Below are 17,637 nucleotides of genomic sequence, written 5' to 3' on the forward strand. Positions count from 1 at the left end.
GTCTTTCGGGAATCGTTGTCTGGTCACTCGCCGCGGTTGCGCATCCAGTCGGCAGTTTTGAAGAAGGAGTCTCTGAGGCGTGCGCGCAGGTCTTCAGGCACGCCGGTCTCGCCCATCGCCTGGTCCATGCACGCCAGCCACTGGTCGCGCTCCTTGATGCCGATGGTGTGGCCGCCGATGGCCTGCGGCAGGTGCCTCGCGCGCAGCATGGGGTGGCCGAAGCGGTCGGTGTAGTGGGCGGGCCCGCCGAGCCAGCCGCACAGGAACCAGAAGAGGCGCTGGCGCGCGTTGTCCAGGTCGGTGCCGTGCACGGCGCGCAGTTGCGCGTAGGCCGGCTCGAGGTCCATCAGGTCGTAGAAGCGCTCGACCAGCGCCGCCACCTTGGGCTCGCCGCCGATCCACTCGAAGGGCGTGCCGGCGGGCGGTTTGTCTTGAATCTGCATGGGCGGAAGTATCCCCTCGGGGCCGCTCTAGAGTTGGATCAGATCGGGAATGCCCACATCGGTGCTCACGTCGGCCGTGTAGTCCACGCCCTCGACGGCAAAGCCGAACAGGCGCAGGAACTCGGTCTTGTAGCCCGCGAAATTGGTCAGCTCATCGAGGTTGGCGTCGGTGACCTGCGGCCAGAGTTCCTGCACGCGCGCCTGCACCTGCGGCGCCAGTTCCTTGTAGTCGGCGCGCAGGCGGCCTTCGTCGTCCAGATGCGGCGTGGCGCCGTACAGGCTGTCGGCGTACAGGCCGTGCACCTGCTCGATGCAGCCTTCGTGCGTGCCTTCGGCCTTCATCACCTTGAACAGCAGCGACAGGTACAGCGGCATCATCGGAATGGCCGAGCTGGCCTGCGTGACCACCGCCTTCAGCACCGACACGCGCGCGTCGCCGCCCTTGGCGGCCAGCTGCGCGCGGATGTCCAGCACCTTCTCGTCCAGATCCTTCTTGGCGGCGCCGATGGAGCCGTTCCAGTAGATGTCGTGCGTGATCTGCTCGCCCAGGTAGGTGAAGGCCGTGGTCTTGGCGCCGTCGGCCAGCACGCCGGCCTGCTGCAGCGCGTCGATCCACATCTGCCAGTCTTCGCCGCCCATGACGGCCACGGTGTTGTCGATCTCTTCCTGCGTGGCGGGCTCGAGCACCGATTCCTTCACGGTCCCGCTGTCGGTGTCCAGGCCGCGCAGCGTCACGGCCTTGCCGATGGGCTTGAGCACGGAGTTGAAGACCTGGCCCGTCTTGGGGTGCGTGCGGCGCGGCGCGGCCAGGCTGTAGACCACGAGGTCGACCTGGCCGAGGTCGGCGCGGATGGTCTCGATGGCCTGCTGCTTCACCGCGTCGGAAAAGCCGTCGCCGTTGATCGTCTTGGCATAGCGCCCCTCGGCCGTGGCGGCGCGGTGCAAGGCGGCGGTGTTGTACCAGCCGGGCGAGCCGGGCTTGGTCGCGCTGCCCGCGCGTTCGAAGCACACGCCCAGCGTGTCGGCGCCGCTGCCGAAGGCCGCGGTGATGCGCGCGGCCAGGCCGTAGCCGGTGGACGCGCCGATCACCAGCACGCGCTTGGGGCCACCCGCGATGGGAGGTTTGGCTTTGACGTACGCGATCTGTTGCCGGACATTGGCTTCGCAGCCCACGGGGTGGGTGGTGACGCAGATGAAGCCGCGCACGCGGGGTTGGATGATCATGAAAAGCTCGCTCGGTAAGACATTCGGGGGACGGCGGCGGGGCACGTCGCGGCGTCGCGAATTTAACCCAGCCGGCAACAGGCCGATTCATCAGCCCCATATGCATATGTCGATTGACGATTTAATAATCTTGGGTTTTATTGATATGGTTCCGGCCTGAATTTCACTCTGGAGAGAGGACGATCCCCACCATGCGCCACACCCTGCTTGCCGCGGCCCTTGCCGCTTCCGCCCTGCTGACCGGCGTTGCCGCCCATGCGGACCAGCTCGCCGACATCAAGAAGAAGGGCGAACTCGTGGTCGGCGTGCTCGGCACCGACGAGCCCGCCACCTTCATCGATCCGAAGACGCGCCAGATCGTCGGCTACGAGGTCGACCTGGTGAACGCCATCGCCAAGAAGATCGGCGTGAAGCCTGTGCTCAAGCAGATCGCCGTGGCCGCGCGCATTCCCGAGCTGCAACAGGGCCACGTGGACCTGGTGGCCGCCGGCCTTACGCACAACAAGGAGCGCGAGGCGCAGATCGACTTCTCGCTCACCACCTTCGTCACCGGCCAGAAGGCCATCGTGAAGAAGACCAGCGGCATCACCGAGGTGCCGCAGCTCGGCGGCAAGAAGGTGCTGACCATCCGCGGCGGCACGCAGGAACCCAACATCCGCAAGGCCGTGCCCACCGCCGAGGTCGTGACCTTCGACACCAGCCAGCAGGCCTTCCAGGCGCTGCAGCAGGGCAAGGGCGTGGGCTACGTCGACGACGAGGCCGCGCTGCTGCGCAGCTACGCCAAGCTGGGCCCGCAGAAGGCGCAGTACGTGGTGCTCAAGCAGAACCTGAGCACCGAGTCGCTGGCCATCGGCATCAAGAAGGGCGAGAGCGGCCTGAAGACCGTGGTGGACGACACGCTGCGCGAACTCGAGAAGTCGGGCGAAGCGCAGAAGATCTTCCTCAAGTGGTACGGCCCGAACACGGCCTCCGGCTTCCAGACGCGCGACTTCAAGCTCGAGACTGACAAGATCGACTGAGCCCGCGCGCTCGGCACACAGGGGCGGGCCGCCATGCGACCCGCCCTTCGCTTTTGAGCGGCACGGCGCGCATGCGTACCATGTGCGCCCCGGCGCCTTTCGCCGTGCCTCCCGTTTCCCATGCCCCTGTTCGACTATTCGCTGCTGCTGACCGGCCAGTACCACGACATGCTGGTCGCGGGCCTGTGGCTGTCGCTGCAGCTGCTCGCGGTCTCGCTCGTCTTTGCGCTGCCGCTGGCGCTGGTGGTGGCGCTGCTGCGGCTCTCGCCGCTGGCGCCGCTGCGCTGGCTCGGCTTTGCGTACGTGGAATCGATCCGCAACATCCCGCTGCTGGCCCACATGCTGTTCTGGTACTTCGGCGCGCCCGAGCTGCTGCCCGAAGGCCTGAAGACCTGGCTCTATGAAGGCCACATCGAGGCCTACAGCGCGATCGTGGCGCTGTCGCTGTACACGGCCGCCTTCATGGCGGAGGACATCCGCAGCGGCATCCGCTCGATCCCGGCCGTGCAGTTCGAGGCCGGCCGCGCGCTGGGCTTCAGCTTCCTGGCCACGATGCGCCGCGTGGTGCTGCCGCAGGCGCTGCGCGTGACCGTGCCGCCGCTCATCTCGCAGACGCTGAGCCTGTGGAAGAACACCTCGATCGCCACGGTGATCGGCGTGGCCGAACTGATGTACCAGGCCGGGCAGGTCGAGAGCGCGACCTTCCGCAGCTTCGAGTCGTTCGCGTTCGCGAGCGCGGCGTACCTGACGGTGTCGCTGGCCATCACTGGCCTCGCCACCTGGTACCACCACCGGTTCCCGGTGCGGACCATCTGAAGGCGGCGCGCTGATGCTCGAAATCATCCACGACTACTGGGTCTACTTCCTCATCGGCCAGTACCCGAACGGCCCGCTCGGCGGGCTGGTGCTCACGCTGCTGCTGGCCTCGTGCGGGCTGGTGCTCGCGCTGCCGCTGGGCATCGTGCTCGGCCTGGCGCGCGTGAGCCCGTGGCGCTGCGTGCGCTGGCCCGTCACGGCGCTGGTGTTCGTGGTGCGCGGCCTGCCGCTGTTGATGGTGATCTTCTGGGCCTACTTCTTCCTGCCCAGCGTCACGGGCGTGAAGACCGACCAGTTCACCACCATGCTGATCGCGCTCGTGATCTTCGATGCCGCCTACCTCGCCGAGATCGTGCGCGCCGGCATCCAGGGCCTGCCGCGCGGGCAGATGGAAACCGCGCGCGCGCTCGGCCTGAGCTACTTCGGCGCGATGCGCCTCGTGGTGCTGCCGCAGGCGCTGCGCAGCATGCTGCCCTCGCTGGTGAACCAGTTCGTCTCGACCATCAAGGAGACCTCGCTGGGCTACATCATCGGGCTGGCCGAGGTGTCGTTCATCGCCACGCAGATCAACACGCAGGTGTTCACCAAGCCGGCGCAGATCTACCTGATCCTGGGCCTGACCTACTTCATCCTGTGCTTCGGCCTCTCGCGCTTCGCCTACTGGCTGGAGCGCCGGCTCGCGCGCCGCGGCCTTCCCGCCGCGCCTCTCAAGGTGCCCGCATGATCGAACTCCAACAAGTCAACAAGTGGTACGGCAGCTACCACGCACTGGTCGACGTGACCGAGACCATCCACAAGGGCGAGGTGGTCGTGGTGTGCGGGCCCTCGGGCTCGGGCAAGTCGACGCTGATCCGCACCTTCAACCGGCTGGAGCCGATCCAGTCGGGCCGCATCACGCTCGACGGGCAGGACATCCACGCGCCGGGCCTGGACGTGAACGCGTTCCGCTCGCGCATCGGCTTCGTGTTCCAGCAGTTCAACCTGTTCCCGCACCTGAGCGTGCTGCAGAACTGCACCATGGCGCCGATGCAACTGCACGGCCTGTCGCGCAAGGAAGCCGACGCGCGCGCGATGGCGCTGCTGGAGCGCGTGGGCCTCGCGAACAAGGCCAATGCGTGGCCCGGCGAGCTGTCGGGCGGCCAGCAGCAGCGCGTGGCCATTGCGCGCGCGCTCGCCATGAAGCCGCCGCTGATGCTGTTCGACGAGCCCACCAGCGCGCTCGACCCCGAGATGGTCGGCGAGGTGCTGCTGGTGATGCGCGACCTCACGCGCGACGGCATGACCATGGTGTGCGTCACGCACGAGATGGGCTTCGCGCGCGAAGTGGCCGACCGCGTGCTCTTCATGGACCAGGGCCAGGTGCTCGAACGCGCCACGCCCGACGACTTCTTCAACCGCCCGCAGCACCCGCGTGCGCAGCAGTTCCTGTCCGACATCCGTTCGCCTTTTTCGAGAGACGCATGACCGACCAATCTCTTCCCCTCATCGACGTCGCCCCGCTGGTGGCCGGCACGCCCGAACGCGCACGCGTGGCGGCGCAGATCGGCGACGCCTGCCGCGCGCACGGCTTCTTCTACGTCACGGGCCACGGCGTCGACGCCGCACTGATCCAGCGGCTCGAAGACCTGAGCCACCAGTTCTTCGACCTGCCCGAGGAAACCAAGATGCAATGGCGCATGGCCCTCGGCGGCCGTGCCTGGCGTGGCTTCTTCCCGCGCGGCGGCGAGCTGACCTCGGGCCGCCCCGACTGGAAGGAAGGCCTGTACCTGGGCACCGAGCTGCCCGCCGACCACCCGCTGGTGCTGGCGAAGACGCCGGTGCACGGGCCGAATCTCTTTCCCGACGTGCCGGACTTTCGCGAGACCATCCTCGCGTACATGGACGCCGTCACGCAGCTGGGCCACCGGCTCATGGAAGGCATCGCGCTGAGCCTCGGCCTGCCCGCCTCCTATTTCGCCGAACGCTACACGGCCGACCCGCTGATCCTGTTCCGCCTCTTCAACTACCCGACGCAGGCCGTGCCCGAGGGCTTGGACGTGCAATGGGGCGTGGGCGAGCACACCGACTACGGCCTGCTCACGATCCTGCACCAGGACACCGTGGGCGGCCTCGCGGTGCACACGCCGGGCGGCTGGATCGATGCGCCGCCGGTGCCCGGCGCCTTCGTCTGCAACATCGGCGACATGCTCGACCGCATGACCGGCGGGCTCTACAAGTCGACGCCGCACCGCGTGAAGCGCAACACCTCGGGCCGCGACCGGCTGTCGTTCCCGCTGTTCTTCGACCCGAACTTCGAAGCGCGCGTGCAGCGCATCGAAGGCCTGGCTGGCGCCGACGCGCTGGACGACAGCGCCGAACGCTGGGACCGCGCCAACGTGCACGCCTTCAGCGGCCGCTACGGCGACTACCTGCTGGCCAAGGTGTCGAAGGTGTTCCCGCAGTTGCGGGACGAGGTGCTCTGAGCCCCGGCCCAGACTTCGTCAGGGAAACCAGCGCGGCACGTGCGGCATCGCGTCGTGCAGCGAATCGAGCACCTGGAAGGCCTGCGCGACGATCGCCTCGGGCGGGTGCTTGAGGTCGGGCACCACCACCACGCGCATCCCGGCGGCGAGCGCGGCCTTGGCGCCGTTCTCGCTGTCCTCGAAGGCGACGCAGTCCGCAGGGTCCACGCCCAGGCGCTCGGCCGCGAGCCGGTACAGCGCCGGGTCGGGCTTGGCGCGCGCCACCTCGTCGCCGCCCGCGAAGGCCTCGAAGTGGTGAAGCACGTCGAGGCTGCCCAGGCAGGCCGCGATCTGCCCGCGCGTGGACGACGAGGCCACCGCGCAGCGCGTGCCGCGCCCGCGCAAGGCGGCGAGCAGCTCGGCCGCGCCGGGCTTGATGGGAAAGAGCGGCCGGGCGTCGCCGTCGGCGCGCTCCAGCTGCAGCGCGGCGGTCACCTGCGTCGCCGCGTGCTGGTAGGCGGCGGGGCCGCCGAGCAGCGCGGCAAGGATCTGCTTCGATTCGCTCATGGCCAGCCCCACGCATTGCAGGTACTGGGCGTGCGAAAGCTCGACATCGAGCGTGCGGGCCGCGGCGATCCAGGCGGCCATGATGGGGCGCTCCGAATCGATCAGCAGCCCATCCATGTCAAAAATGGCGGCGGTGAACATCGAGGCGAATCCTAAGCGAGCGACGCGACGGCCATGAAAAAAGGGGCCATCGGCCCCTTTTTTGACAACACAGCGGCAACGCCGGTCAGTCCCGCGCCAGCGCCCGGTTCAGCCCCAGCGCCGCCAGCGTGCCGAGCGCGCCCGACAGCAGGTAGATGCTCACGAAGGCCAGGCCGAAGTGCGCCGACAGGCCCAGGGCGACCAGCGGGGCGAAGGCTGCGCCGATGAGCCAGGCCAGGTCGGCCGTGAGGGCCGCGCCCACGTAGCGGTACTTGGGCGCGAAGTTGGAGGTCACGGCGCCGGCCGCCTGGCCGTACGACAGGCCCAGCAGTGCAAAGCCCAGCACGATGAAGATGTCCTGGCCGATGCGTCCGCCGTCGAGCAGCGTGGGCGCGAAGCCGCTGAACACGGCGATCATGGCGGCCAGGCCGCCGAGCGTGAAGCGACGGCCGATGCGGTCGGCGATCAGGCCCGAGGCCACGATGCCGATGGCGCCGAACACCGCGCCGACCATCTGCACGATCAGGAATTCGGTGATCGACTGGTCGGAATACAGCGAGATCCACGACAGCGGGAACACCGTGATCAGGTGGAACAGCGCGTAGCTGGCCAGCGCGGCGAACGCGCCGATCAGCAGGTTGGCGCCCTGCGAGCGGGTCAGCTCGACCACGCTGGTGGGCTGCAGCTCGCGCTCTTCGAGCAGGCGCGCGTACTCGTCGGTGGCCACCAGGCGCAGGCGCGCGAACAGCGCCACCACGTTGATGGCGAAGGCCACGTAGAAGGTGTAGCGCCAGCCCCAGTCGAGGAAGTCGGCCAGCGGCAGGCTGGAATACAGGTACGCGAACAGCGCGCTGGCCAGGAAGAAGCCCAGCGGTGCGCCCAGCTGGCCCAGCATGGCGTACCAGCCGCGCTTGTTGGGCGGTGCGTTCAGCGCCAGCAGCGACGGCAGGCCGTCCCACGAGCCGCCCAGTGCCAGGCCCTGGGCAAAGCGGAAGATCGACAGCAGCACGATGGCCGTGAAGCCGATGCTGGCGTAGCCCGGCAGGAAGGCGATGCCGGCGGTCGAGGTGCCCAGCAGGAACAGCGCAATCGTCAGCTTGGTCTCGCGCCCGAAGCGCCGCTGGATCGCCATCGAGATCACGGTGCCGAAGGGGCGCGCGATGAAGGCGAACGAGAAGATCACGAAGGCCCAGAGCACGCCTTCCAGGCGCTGCTCGAAGGGGAAGAACACCGCCGGGAACACCAGCACCGAGGCGATGCCGTAGACGAAGAAGTCGAAATACTCGGAGGCGCGGCCGATGACCACACCGACCGCGATCTCGCCCGGGGCGATGTGCGAATGGTCGGCGTCTGCGGCGCGGGCGCCGCCTTCGGTCGGGTGCGACACAGGCTGGGCGCCTGGTGGACTGATGCTGGACGTCGTCATCTTGCTAGCTGGCTGGCTGTAATTCGGGTGTCATGCCGGGGCACGACACAGGGGAAATTCTGGACACCCTGTAGCGTCTCACCGAATTGCGTTTACCGCCATAGGACAAAACGTCCAATAGGCGGAATCCCTTGGGCGGCGTAGATTGCAGGGTCATTTTTGCGCGGCCTTCGCACTTTCCTCTCCCGGCATGCACATCCTCAAGACCCTTCGCCGAGCACTTCTGCTGCTTTCCGTCATTTTCCTGGCGGGCTGCAACACAGTGCTGTTGAACCCCTCCGGCGACATCGCCAACCAGCAGGGACGCCTGATCGTCGTCTCCACGGTGCTGATGCTGATCATCATCATTCCGGTGATCGCCCTGACCATCTTCTTTGCCTGGCGCTATCGCCAGTCGAACAAGGAGGCCACCTACAGCCCCGACTGGGACCACTCCACGCAGCTCGAGCTGGCGATCTGGGCCGCGCCGCTCCTGATCATCATTGCACTGGGCGCGATCACCTGGATCAGCACCCACACGCTGGACCCGTACCGCCCGCTGAGCCGCCTGGACGCGCAGCGCCCGATTCCCGCCGAAACCAAGCCGCTGGTGGTCGAGGTGGTGGCGCTGGACTGGAAGTGGCTCTTCATCTACCCCGAGCAGGGCATCGCCACGGTGAACGAGCTGGCCGCCCCGGTGGACCGCCCGATCAGCTTCAAGATCACGGCCTCGTCGGTCATGAACTCCTTCTTCATCCCCGCGCTGGCCGGCCAGATCTATGCCATGCCGGGCATGGAGACCAAGCTGCATGCGGTGATCAACAAGCCGGGCGAGTTCGACGGCTTCTCCGCCAACTACAGCGGTGCGGGCTTCTCGGGCATGCGCTTCAAGTTCCACGGCCTGAGCCATGACGGCTTCGACCAGTGGGTGGCCAAGGTCAAGACCGGCAAAGAGGGCGAACTGACCCGCGAGCAGTACAAGAAGCTCGAAGTGCCGAGCGAGCGCGAGCCCGTGCGCCACTACGCCGCGGTCGACCCGGCCCTGTACGACGCCATCCTGAACCTGTGCGTCGACCGCAACAAGATGTGCATGAAGGAAATGATGGCCATCGACGCCGACGGCGGCCTGGGCAAGCCCGGCGCCTTCAACGTCGCCACCAAGCAGGCCTGGCAGGCCGACTCCCTCGACACGCCCAAGCGCAAGTACGTCACCGCGATGTGCACCACCGAAGACTAAGATGTTGCAGAACCTAGACCTGACGAAGCTCGTCTTCGGCCGCCTCTCCTGGGAGGCGATTCCCCTTCACGAGCCCATCCTGCTCGTGACCTTCGCGGCCGTGATCCTGGGCGGCCTGGCGCTGCTGGGCGCCGTGACCTACTTCAAGCTGTGGGGCACCTTGTGGCGCGACTGGATCACCAGCATCGACCACAAGAAGATCGGCATCATGTACATCATCCTGGGCCTGGTGATGCTGCTGCGCGGCTTCGCCGACGCGCTGATGATGCGGGCCCAGCAGGCCGTCGCCTTCGGGGACAACGCGGGCTTTTTGCCGCCGCACCACTACGACCAGATCTTCACCGCCCACGGCGTGATCATGATCTTCTTCGTGGCGATGCCGCTGGTCACGGGCCTCATGAACTTCGTGGTGCCGCTGCAGATCGGCGCGCGCGACGTGGCCTTCCCGTTCCTGAACAACTTCAGCTTCTGGATGACCACCTTCGGCGCCGGCCTCGTGATGGCGTCGCTGTTCGTGGGCGAGTTCGCCAAGACCGGCTGGCTGGCGTACCCGCCGCTGTCGGGCATCCTGTTCAGTCCTGACGTGGGGGTGGACTACTACATCTGGTCCTTGCAGATCGCGGGGGTGGGCACATTGCTGTCCGGCGTGAACCTGCTGGCCACCATCGTGAAGATGCGCGCGCCCGGCATGACCATGATGAAGATGCCCGTCTTCACCTGGACCGCCCTGTGCACCAACGTGCTGATCGTGGCTGCCTTCCCGGTGCTCACGGCCGTGCTGGCCCTGCTGTCGCTCGACCGTTACGTCGGCACCAACTTCTTCACGAACGACATGGGCGGCAACGCCATGATGTACGTGAACCTGATCTGGATCTGGGGCCACCCCGAGGTGTACATCCTGATCCTGCCGGCCTTCGGCATCTTCTCGGAAGTGGTCTCCACCTTCTCGGGCAAGCGCCTGTTCGGCTACGCCTCGATGGTGTACGCCACGGTCGTGATCACGATCCTGTCGTACCTCGTGTGGCTGCACCACTTCTTCACCATGGGCTCCGGCGCCAGCGTGAACTCGTTCTTCGGTATCACGACGATGATCATCTCGATCCCCACGGGGGCGAAGATCTTCAACTGGCTGTTCACCATGTACCGCGGCCGCATCCGTTTCGAGCTGCCCATGATGTGGACCATCGGCTTCATGATCACCTTCGTGATCGGCGGCATGACCGGCGTGCTGCTGGCCGTGCCCCCGGCCGACTTCGTGCTGCACAACAGCCTGTTCCTGATTGCCCACTTCCACAACGTGATCATCGGCGGCGTGCTGTTCGGCATGCTGGCGGGCATCACCTACTGGTTCCCGAAGGCCTTCGGCTACAAGCTCGATCCGTTCTGGGGCAAGTGCTCGTTCTGGTTCTGGATCGTCGGCTTCTGGATGGCCTTCATGCCGCTGTACATCCTGGGCCTGATGGGCGTCACCCGCCGCATGAGCCACTTCCAGGACATGTCGCTGCAGATCTGGTTCCAGGTCGCCGCCGTCGGTGCCGTGCTGATCGCCCTGGGCATCGCCTCGTTCCTGATCCAGCTGGTGGTGAGCTTCATCCGCCGCGACTCGCTGCGCGACACCACGGGCGACCCGTGGAACGGCCGCACGCTGGAGTGGTCGACCTCGTCGCCGCCGCCGGCCTACAACTTCGCGTTCACGCCGCGCGTGCATGACAACGACGCCTGGACCGACATGAAGGCCCGCGGCTACCAGCGCCCGCTGGACGGCTTCAGCCCCGTGCACATGCCCAAGAACACGGCCGCCGGCTTCGTCATCGCGGCGCTGAGCGCGGTGTGCGGCTTTGCCCTGATCTGGCAGATGTGGCTCGTGGCCGGCATCGGCTTCGTGGCCATGCTGGCCGCGATCATCGCCCACACCTTCAACTACAAGCGCGACTACTACATCCCCGCGGAAGAAGTCGTTCGCACCGAAGAAGCACGCACGCGCCTGCTGGCCACCGCCCATGTCTGATACCACCGCCCTCCCCTCCCGGAACGCGAACGCACCGGCGTTCGACCTGTTCCACGTCCGCAACGAGGACCACCACCCCGAGAACGGCACGCTGCTGGGCTTCTGGCTCTACCTGATGAGCGACTGCCTCATCTTCGCGTGCCTGTTCGCGGTGTACGGCGTGCTGGGCCGCAGCTACGCGGCCGGCCCCTCGGGCGCCGACCTGTTCGACCTGCCGCTGGTGGCGATGAACACCTCGCTGCTGCTGCTGTCGTCGATCACCTACGGCTTCGCGATGCTCGAGATGCAGCGCAAGCGCATGGGCGGCGTGCTGCTGTGGCTGGGCATCACGGGCCTCTTGGGCCTGGGCTTCATCGGCCTGGAGCTGTACGAGTTCGCGCACCTGCTGCACGAAGGCGCCGGCCCGCAGCGCAGCGCCTTCCTGTCGTCGTTCTTCGCGCTGGTGGGCACGCACGGCCTGCACGTGAGCTTCGGCATCATCTGGCTGGTCGTGCTGATGGTCCAGCTGCCCAAGCACGGCTTCACCGCCGCCAACCGCCGCCGCCTGATGTGCCTGTCGATGTTCTGGCACTTCCTGGACGTCGTGTGGATCGGCGTCTTCACCTTTGTCTACCTCATGGGATCGATGGCATGAGCGCCCCCGCACACACCGCCACCGCCGCACACGGCCACGGCGCACACGACAGCCACGGTCACGGCGACCACCACGACGACGGCCCCGTCAGCCACAGCACCTTCAAGGGCTACATGACCGGCTTCGTGCTGGCCGTGATCCTGACCGCGATCCCGTTCTGGCTCGTGATGGGCAAGGTGATCGCCAACCCGAGCACCACCGCCCTCGTCATCCTCGGCTTCGCCGTGGTGCAGATCGTGGTCCACATGGTGTACTTCCTGCACATGGACGCCAAGTCCGAAGGCGGCTGGAACATGCTGGCGCTGATCTTCACGCTGGTGCTCGTGGTCATCACGCTGGCCGGGTCGCTGTGGGTCATGTATCACATGAACACCAACATGATGCCGGCCATGGTCCACGACATGAAGAACATGCCCTGATGGCCCCGGCCGCCCGCCCGCGCTCCGTTGTCACGCGTGCGGCGCTGGCGGCCTGCGCCCTCCTGGCCTTTGCCGGCTTTCTTGCGCTCGGCACCTGGCAGGTCGAGCGCAGGGCCTGGAAGCTCGATCTCATCGCCCGCGTCGACCAGCGCGTGCACGCCCCGGCCGCCGACGCGCCGGCGCGCTCCGAATGGCCCACGGTCAACGCGGCCAACGACGAATACCGGCACGTGCGCCTTCGCGGCACGTTCCTCCATGACAAGGAAGCGCTGGTGCAGGCCAGCACCCGGCTGGGCGCCGGCTTCTGGGTGCTGACGCCGCTGCGCACCGCCGACGGCAGCGTCGTGCTCGTCAACCGCGGCTTCGTGCCGCCCGAGGCCCGTGAACGTGCGGCGCGCACCGCCCCCGAGCCCCAGGGCGACACCACCGTGGCCGGCCTGCTGCGCCTCACCGAGCCCAAGGGCGGCTTCCTGCGCACGAACGACCCCGCGGCCGACCGTTGGTTCTCGCGCGACGTGCAGGCGATTGCCGCCGCGCGCGGCCTGGCCGACGTGGCGCCCTACTTCGTCGATGCCGAGGCCGGCGCTGCGCCCGCACAGGCCGCGCCCACGTGGCCGGCAGGCGGCCTGACGGTCATCGCCTTCCCCAACAGCCACCTCGTCTATGCCCTCACCTGGTACGGGCTGGCGCTGATGGTGCTCGGCGCCTATGGGTTCGTGTGGCGCGACGACCGGCGCCGACGGGCATCGCAAGACGGTAGCGGCGAAAATGCTCCGCATGCCGACGCCGCACGCCCCGACCCCGCCGATGCCCGCCGCGACTGACAAGCTGGTCGCGGTGGCCGGCGAGCTGCACGCCCCGCGCGCGGGCGTCGCGAGCCTGGACAACGCCATCGGCCACCAGAACATGCAGCAGCTGATCCAGCTGCGCTGGTTCGCCGTGGTCGGGCAGGTGGCCACCATCCTCGTGGTGCACTACGGCTTCGGCATCCGGCTGCCGCTGAACCACATGCTGCAGGTGCTCACCTGCCTGGCGCTGTTCAACATGGTGAGCCTGCTGCGCCTGCGCATCCATGGCCGCGTGACCAACGAGGAGCTGTTCGTCGCGCTGCTGGTCGACGTGGCCACGCTCACGGCCCAGCTGTACCTCAGCGGCGGCGCCACCAACCCCTTCGTCTTCCTGTACCTGCTGCAGGTGATCCTGGGCGCGGTGCTGCTCAAGGCCTGGTCGACCTGGACCATCGTGGTCATCACCGGCCTGTGCTTCGCGGGCCTGGCGCTGTTCTCGCGCCCGCTGCCGCTGCCGCTGGACCACGACCGCGGCCTGTGGAGCCCCTACGTGCAGGGCATGCTGGTGTGCTTCGCGCTCAACGCGGCGCTGCTGGTGGTCTTCATCACCCGCATCAGCCGCAACCTGCGCGTGCGCGACGCGCGGCTGGCGGACCTGCGCCAGCGCGCCTCCGAAGAGGAACACATCGTGCGCATGGGCCTCTTGGCCTCGGGCGCGGCGCACGAGCTGGGCACGCCGCTGGCCACGCTGGCCGTGATCCTGGGCGACTGGCGCCGGCTGCCGCACTTCAGCTCCGACCCCGAGCTGCTGCAGGAAGTGGCCGAGATGGAAGTGCAGATCCAGCGCTGCAAGAGCATCGTGAGCGGCATCCTGCTGTCGGCCGGCGAGACGCGCGGCGAGTCCTCCGAAGAGACCACCGTGCGCACCTTCCTGGACGACCTCGTCGAAGAATGGCGCACCACGCGCCCGGTCGAGGAGTTCGACTACGAGAACCTGTTCGGGCAGGACCTGCCCATGGTGTCCGATTCGGCCATCAAGCAGATGGTGTGCAACGTGCTCGACAACGCGCTCGAGGCCTCGCCGCACTGGCTGCGCCTGGAAGCCACGCACGACGCCGACGCGCTCACCATCACCGTCACCGACGCGGGCCCCGGCTTCATGCCGGCCATCCTCGCGGAGTTCGGCAAGCCCTACCAGTCGAGCAAGGGACGTCCCGGCGGCGGACTGGGCCTGTTCCTGGTGGTGAACGTGGCGCGCACGCTGGGCGGACGCGTCGCCGTGCGCAACCGCCCCGAGGGCGGCGCCATCGTGACCATCACGCTGCCGCTGGCGGCCATCGTGCTCGAAGAGGACGAAGACGACACCGCCACCGCCCTCGCGGACACCGCCGCCCCCAAGGCCCCCACCAGCCCATGACACCCACCCCCGACACCGCCGAAGTCCGCCAGCTGCTCATCGTCGAGGACGACGAGGCCTTCGCGCGCACGCTCGCGCGCTCCTTCGAGCGCCGCGGCTACGTGGTGGTGCATGCGCGCAACCTCGAGGAAGTGGAAGCGCTGCTCGAGGAAGGCGACGGCCCCTCGCCCGGCTACGCCGTGGTCGACCTGAAGCTCAACGGCGAGGCCTCGGGCCTGGCCTGCGTGCAGATGCTGCACAGGCACGATGCCGAGATGCTGATCGTGGTGCTCACCGGCTTCGCGAGCATCGCCACCGCCGTCGAGGCCATCAAGCTCGGCGCCTGCCACTACCTGGCCAAGCCCTCGAACACCGACGACATCGAGGCCGCCTTCGGCCGCGCCGCCGGCACCACCGAGGTCGAACTGACCAACCGCTCCACCTCGATCAAGACGCTGGAGTGGGAGCGCATCCACGAGATGCTGGCCGAGACCGGCTTCAACATCTCGGAAACTGCGCGCCGGCTCGGCATGCATCGGCGCACATTGGCACGCAAACTCGGCAAACAGCAGGTCAAGTAACATGATCTGCCGGTTTCGCGAATTCTTGCGGAACCAACACCGATCCCGGAGGCTCTGTTCCTGATGACGAATAGCCCGCCGCTGCAGCTGCAGCCCGCCCGTTCCACCGATCTGCAGAAAAAGCAGGCGTCCGCCGCGCGCGACCAGACCGCGATGGAAGAGCTCTTCAACGCCCTGAGCCACGGCCTGGGCCTGTTGCTGGCGATCGCCTCGCTGCCGATCCTGGTCTACAGCGCCGCCCAGAAGGGCCAGGCCGCGGCCGTGGTGGGCGCCTCGCTCTTCGCGGGCACGGCCATCGTGCTGTACCTGATCTCCACGCTGTACCACGCGCTGCCCATCGGCCGCGCCAAGGCCTGGTTCAACCGGCTCGACCACGCGGCCATCTACCTGTTCATTGCGGGCAGCTACATGCCCTTCCTGTTCGGCGTGCTGCGCGGGCCCTGGGGCTGGACGCTGTTCGGCGCCATCACCGCCGCGGCTGTCCTGGGCGTGGGCGCCAAGCTGTTCAACCGCCTGCAGCACCCGCTGTGGTCCACCGGCCTGTACGTGGCGATGGGCTGGATGGCACTGATGGCGGCGGTGCCGCTGTACGAGCGCATGTCATCGGCCGGTCTGGCCTGGCTCGTGGCCGGCGGGCTGTTCTACACGGCCGGGGCCGTGGTGTTCCTGTTCGACAACAAGGTGCGCTACGCGCATTCGGTGTGGCACCTGTTTGTCTTGGCCGGCAGCACCTGCCATTTCTTTGCCGTGCTCTGGCACGCGCACGGCTGAGCGCTCTTCTTCAATAGTGGGGAGGGAGTTCGTCGCGCAAGTTACGCGCGCCCCCGTCCTGCCCTGCGTTCTGGCTTTGCAGCCGCAGCTGCGCGACCTGCAGGATCAGGCTGTCGATCTGCTGCTGTTGCCGGTAGATCGTCATGTTCAGCTGCTCGAGCAGGTCTTCGGCATAGCTCGACTTGATCTCGAGGTCGTTCAGGCGCTCTGTCACGTCGTTCGGTGAATGTTCCATGCCGCTATTGGACAGGAAGATCCACCGCTTCTTGTTGACAGCGCCCCGCTCAGCGCCGGACCTTCGCCTCGAGCAGGTCGCCCATGCCGATGCGCCGGGCGAAGTCGATGCGCACGCGCTCCGACACCTCGAAGACCTCGGCCGCACCGTCGCCCACGAAGTCGATCAGCGAACGCATCGGCCGCGTGCCGGCCGGCAGGCCCACGATGCGCACGATGTCATCGGCCACGGCCTGCGGATCGGCGTGCTCCGGCGTGAGGGCGGACAGGCGCTCGCCGATGCGGTCCATCACGCCGTCGTAGCGGCCGTAGGCGGCGGCAATGGCCGCATCGGAGGGCCTGCCCGCACTCGGAAAGTGATCGGTGCCCCGGGTGAACGCACCCGGCACGACGATCGAGGTCTCGATGCCGAAGCGCGCGATCTCATAGGCCAGCGTCACGGCCAGCGAATCCATGGCCGCCTTGGCCGCGCCGTACGGGCCCATGAACGGCGGAAAGCCGCCCTTGGTGGTCGTGCTGCTGATCCACAGCATCAGCCCCGACTCCTGCTGGCGCAGGTACGGCAGCACTGCGCGGTTCACGCGCTGGGCGCCGAGCACGTTGGTGTCGAACACCTGGGTGATGTCTTCCGGCGTGAAGGCCTCGGTCGGCCCGACCACGAGATGGCCCGCGTTCTGCATCACCACATCGAGGCGGCCCTGCGCCTGGACGATGGTCGCCGCGGCGGCATCGGCGGAGGCCTGCGACAACACATCGAGTTCGAGCGGATGCAGCTGAAGCCCCTGCGCCGCGGCCAGGGCACGCAGCTCGGCCGCGCGCGCCTTGTTGCGGCCTGCGATGTCGCGCATGGAGGCATAGACGATGTGGCCCGCTTCGGCGAGCGCCTGCGCGCTGAGCTTGCCGATGCCGGAGCCGGCGCCAGTGACGAGGATGACGGATTGCATGAGGGAACCCCTTGAATGAAGGTGAGAGGGAAGAAAGGAAAGTCCGGTGGTCAGTGCACGCGGCGCTGCAGCAGGTGGGCCACCCACGCCGCCATCGATCCGAGTGCCGCCGCGCCGGCCAGCGTGGCGAACAGCGACAGCGAAGGGGGCTGGTGGACCGCGAAGAACGCGATCAGCCCGAGGAAGTAGCACAGCAGGTTGTTCAGCCGCGGCACGCTGCGCATCGACACCACGAGGAGCGCCACGAACAGCACCACCACCGGCAGCGCCGCGGCGCCCGCGATCGGGGCCAGCGCGGCGATGGCCAGGGCTGCGCCCTTGCCGATCAGCAGGCCCAGGCTCACGCAGACGAGGTTGAACACACCGTCGCGTGCGCTCGCGCCGCGGGTGTAGAACGCCACCCAGCCGACGAACATCGCCCACACGGGCAGTTCGAGCACGAGCGCCATCGCCGAAGCGGCAGCCGCCACCACCGCAGCGGCGGCCGTGAACGCCGTGTAGGCGAGGCTGAAGAAGCGCGGGGTGGCCGCGTGGGGTGAAGGCGGGTGCATGGTGCGTGCTCCGTGGAT

General features: G+C 67.6%; 20 protein-coding genes. 13 read left to right on the forward strand and 7 right to left on the reverse strand.

Annotated features, from left to right (window positions below; all coding sequences use genetic code 11):
* Nucleotides 1-23 precede the first annotated feature (23 nt).
* On the reverse strand, nt 24-443 hold the full coding sequence (locus VHAB30_RS18785) for a group II truncated hemoglobin (protein ID WP_159278111.1): 420 nt from the start codon (nt 441-443) through the stop codon (nt 24-26).
* Between the two features lie 27 nt (nt 444-470).
* Nucleotides 471-1,667 carry an enoyl-ACP reductase FabV gene (gene fabV / locus VHAB30_RS18790; protein ID WP_159278112.1) on the reverse strand — a complete coding sequence of 399 codons (1,197 nt, stop codon included), beginning with the start codon at nt 1,665-1,667 and terminating at the stop codon, nt 471-473.
* A gap of 191 nt (nt 1,668-1,858) precedes the next feature.
* Between fabV and VHAB30_RS18795 the strand changes: the two genes are divergently transcribed.
* From VHAB30_RS18795 to VHAB30_RS18815, 5 genes are all read left to right on the forward strand, one after another.
* A complete protein-coding gene (locus VHAB30_RS18795) occupies nt 1,859-2,686 on the forward strand; it encodes an ABC transporter substrate-binding protein (RefSeq protein ID WP_062469113.1) in 828 nt (275 codons plus the stop codon).
* A gap of 120 nt (nt 2,687-2,806) precedes the next feature.
* Complete coding sequence (locus VHAB30_RS18800) at nt 2,807-3,502, forward strand: amino acid ABC transporter permease (RefSeq protein ID WP_056578440.1); 696 nt, start codon at nt 2,807-2,809, stop codon at nt 3,500-3,502.
* Between the two features lie 13 nt (nt 3,503-3,515).
* The gene (locus VHAB30_RS18805; protein ID WP_070061508.1) at nt 3,516-4,226 is read left to right on the forward strand and encodes an amino acid ABC transporter permease; all 711 of its coding nucleotides are present in this window, start codon (nt 3,516-3,518) and stop codon (nt 4,224-4,226) included.
* The gene (locus VHAB30_RS18810) at nt 4,223-4,966 is read left to right on the forward strand and encodes an amino acid ABC transporter ATP-binding protein (RefSeq protein WP_062469108.1); all 744 of its coding nucleotides are present in this window, start codon (nt 4,223-4,225) and stop codon (nt 4,964-4,966) included. The genes VHAB30_RS18805 and VHAB30_RS18810 overlap by 4 nt, the downstream gene beginning before the upstream one ends.
* On the forward strand, nt 4,963-5,964 hold the full coding sequence (locus tag VHAB30_RS18815; RefSeq protein ID WP_159278113.1) for an isopenicillin N synthase family dioxygenase: 1,002 nt from the start codon (nt 4,963-4,965) through the stop codon (nt 5,962-5,964). The genes VHAB30_RS18810 and VHAB30_RS18815 overlap by 4 nt, the downstream gene beginning before the upstream one ends.
* Nucleotides 5,965-5,982: 18 nt before the next feature.
* Here VHAB30_RS18815 and VHAB30_RS18820 read toward each other — a convergent pair whose 3' ends face one another.
* Both VHAB30_RS18820 and VHAB30_RS18825 read right to left on the reverse strand, forming a co-directional pair.
* Nucleotides 5,983-6,651 carry an HAD family hydrolase gene (locus tag VHAB30_RS18820; RefSeq protein ID WP_095743979.1) on the reverse strand — a complete coding sequence of 223 codons (669 nt, stop codon included), beginning with the start codon at nt 6,649-6,651 and terminating at the stop codon, nt 5,983-5,985.
* An 85-nt stretch (nt 6,652-6,736) separates the two neighbouring features.
* Nucleotides 6,737-8,077: an MFS transporter gene (locus VHAB30_RS18825; RefSeq protein ID WP_095743978.1), complete on the reverse strand. Its 1,341-nt coding sequence runs from the start codon at nt 8,075-8,077 to the stop codon at nt 6,737-6,739.
* 190 nt (nt 8,078-8,267) lie between these two features.
* On the opposite strand from VHAB30_RS18825, the gene cyoA reads away from it, so the two are divergent.
* The 8 genes from cyoA (at nt 8,268) to trhA (ending at nt 15,890) form a co-directional block, all read left to right on the forward strand.
* Nucleotides 8,268-9,293: a ubiquinol oxidase subunit II gene (cyoA, locus tag VHAB30_RS18830; protein WP_159278114.1), complete on the forward strand. Its 1,026-nt coding sequence runs from the start codon at nt 8,268-8,270 to the stop codon at nt 9,291-9,293.
* A 1-nt stretch (nt 9,294) separates the two neighbouring features.
* The gene (gene cyoB, locus VHAB30_RS18835) at nt 9,295-11,301 is read left to right on the forward strand and encodes a cytochrome o ubiquinol oxidase subunit I (RefSeq protein ID WP_159278115.1); all 2,007 of its coding nucleotides are present in this window, start codon (nt 9,295-9,297) and stop codon (nt 11,299-11,301) included.
* The gene (gene cyoC / locus VHAB30_RS18840) at nt 11,294-11,935 is read left to right on the forward strand and encodes a cytochrome o ubiquinol oxidase subunit III (RefSeq protein WP_062469091.1); all 642 of its coding nucleotides are present in this window, start codon (nt 11,294-11,296) and stop codon (nt 11,933-11,935) included. The genes cyoB and cyoC overlap by 8 nt, the downstream gene beginning before the upstream one ends.
* Nucleotides 11,932-12,354: a cytochrome o ubiquinol oxidase subunit IV gene (cyoD, locus tag VHAB30_RS18845; RefSeq protein WP_062469089.1), complete on the forward strand. Its 423-nt coding sequence runs from the start codon at nt 11,932-11,934 to the stop codon at nt 12,352-12,354. Before cyoC ends, cyoD begins: the two co-directional genes overlap by 4 nt.
* On the forward strand, nt 12,354-13,178 hold the full coding sequence (locus VHAB30_RS18850) for an SURF1 family protein (protein WP_159278116.1): 825 nt from the start codon (nt 12,354-12,356) through the stop codon (nt 13,176-13,178). Before cyoD ends, VHAB30_RS18850 begins: the two co-directional genes overlap by 1 nt.
* Nucleotides 13,162-14,559: an ATP-binding protein gene (locus tag VHAB30_RS18855; RefSeq protein ID WP_159278117.1), complete on the forward strand. Its 1,398-nt coding sequence runs from the start codon at nt 13,162-13,164 to the stop codon at nt 14,557-14,559. The genes VHAB30_RS18850 and VHAB30_RS18855 overlap by 17 nt, the downstream gene beginning before the upstream one ends.
* Nucleotides 14,556-15,119, forward strand: a complete 564-nt coding sequence (locus tag VHAB30_RS18860) for a response regulator transcription factor (RefSeq protein WP_159278118.1) — start codon at nt 14,556-14,558, stop codon at nt 15,117-15,119. The genes VHAB30_RS18855 and VHAB30_RS18860 overlap by 4 nt, the downstream gene beginning before the upstream one ends.
* A 63-nt stretch (nt 15,120-15,182) precedes the next feature.
* A complete protein-coding gene (trhA, locus tag VHAB30_RS18865) occupies nt 15,183-15,890 on the forward strand; it encodes a PAQR family membrane homeostasis protein TrhA (protein WP_082817912.1) in 708 nt (235 codons plus the stop codon).
* A gap of 10 nt (nt 15,891-15,900) precedes the next feature.
* Here trhA and VHAB30_RS18870 read toward each other — a convergent pair whose 3' ends face one another.
* The 3 genes from VHAB30_RS18870 to VHAB30_RS18880 are packed head-to-tail and all read right to left on the reverse strand — an operon-like array spanning nt 15,901 to nt 17,619.
* Entirely contained in the window at nt 15,901-16,125 is a 225-nt protein-coding gene (locus tag VHAB30_RS18870) for a SlyX family protein (RefSeq protein WP_062469081.1), read from the reverse strand.
* Nucleotides 16,126-16,174: 49 nt separating this feature from the next.
* Entirely contained in the window at nt 16,175-17,068 is an 894-nt protein-coding gene (locus VHAB30_RS18875; RefSeq protein ID WP_159278119.1) for an SDR family NAD(P)-dependent oxidoreductase, read from the reverse strand.
* Between the two features lie 50 nt (nt 17,069-17,118).
* Nucleotides 17,119-17,619: a DUF1097 domain-containing protein gene (locus tag VHAB30_RS18880; RefSeq protein WP_159278120.1), complete on the reverse strand. Its 501-nt coding sequence runs from the start codon at nt 17,617-17,619 to the stop codon at nt 17,119-17,121.
* Nucleotides 17,620-17,637: the final 18 nt, after the last annotated feature.

The organism is Variovorax boronicumulans, from assembly GCF_009811375.1.
Lineage (GTDB): Bacteria > Pseudomonadota > Gammaproteobacteria > Burkholderiales > Burkholderiaceae_C > Variovorax > Variovorax boronicumulans.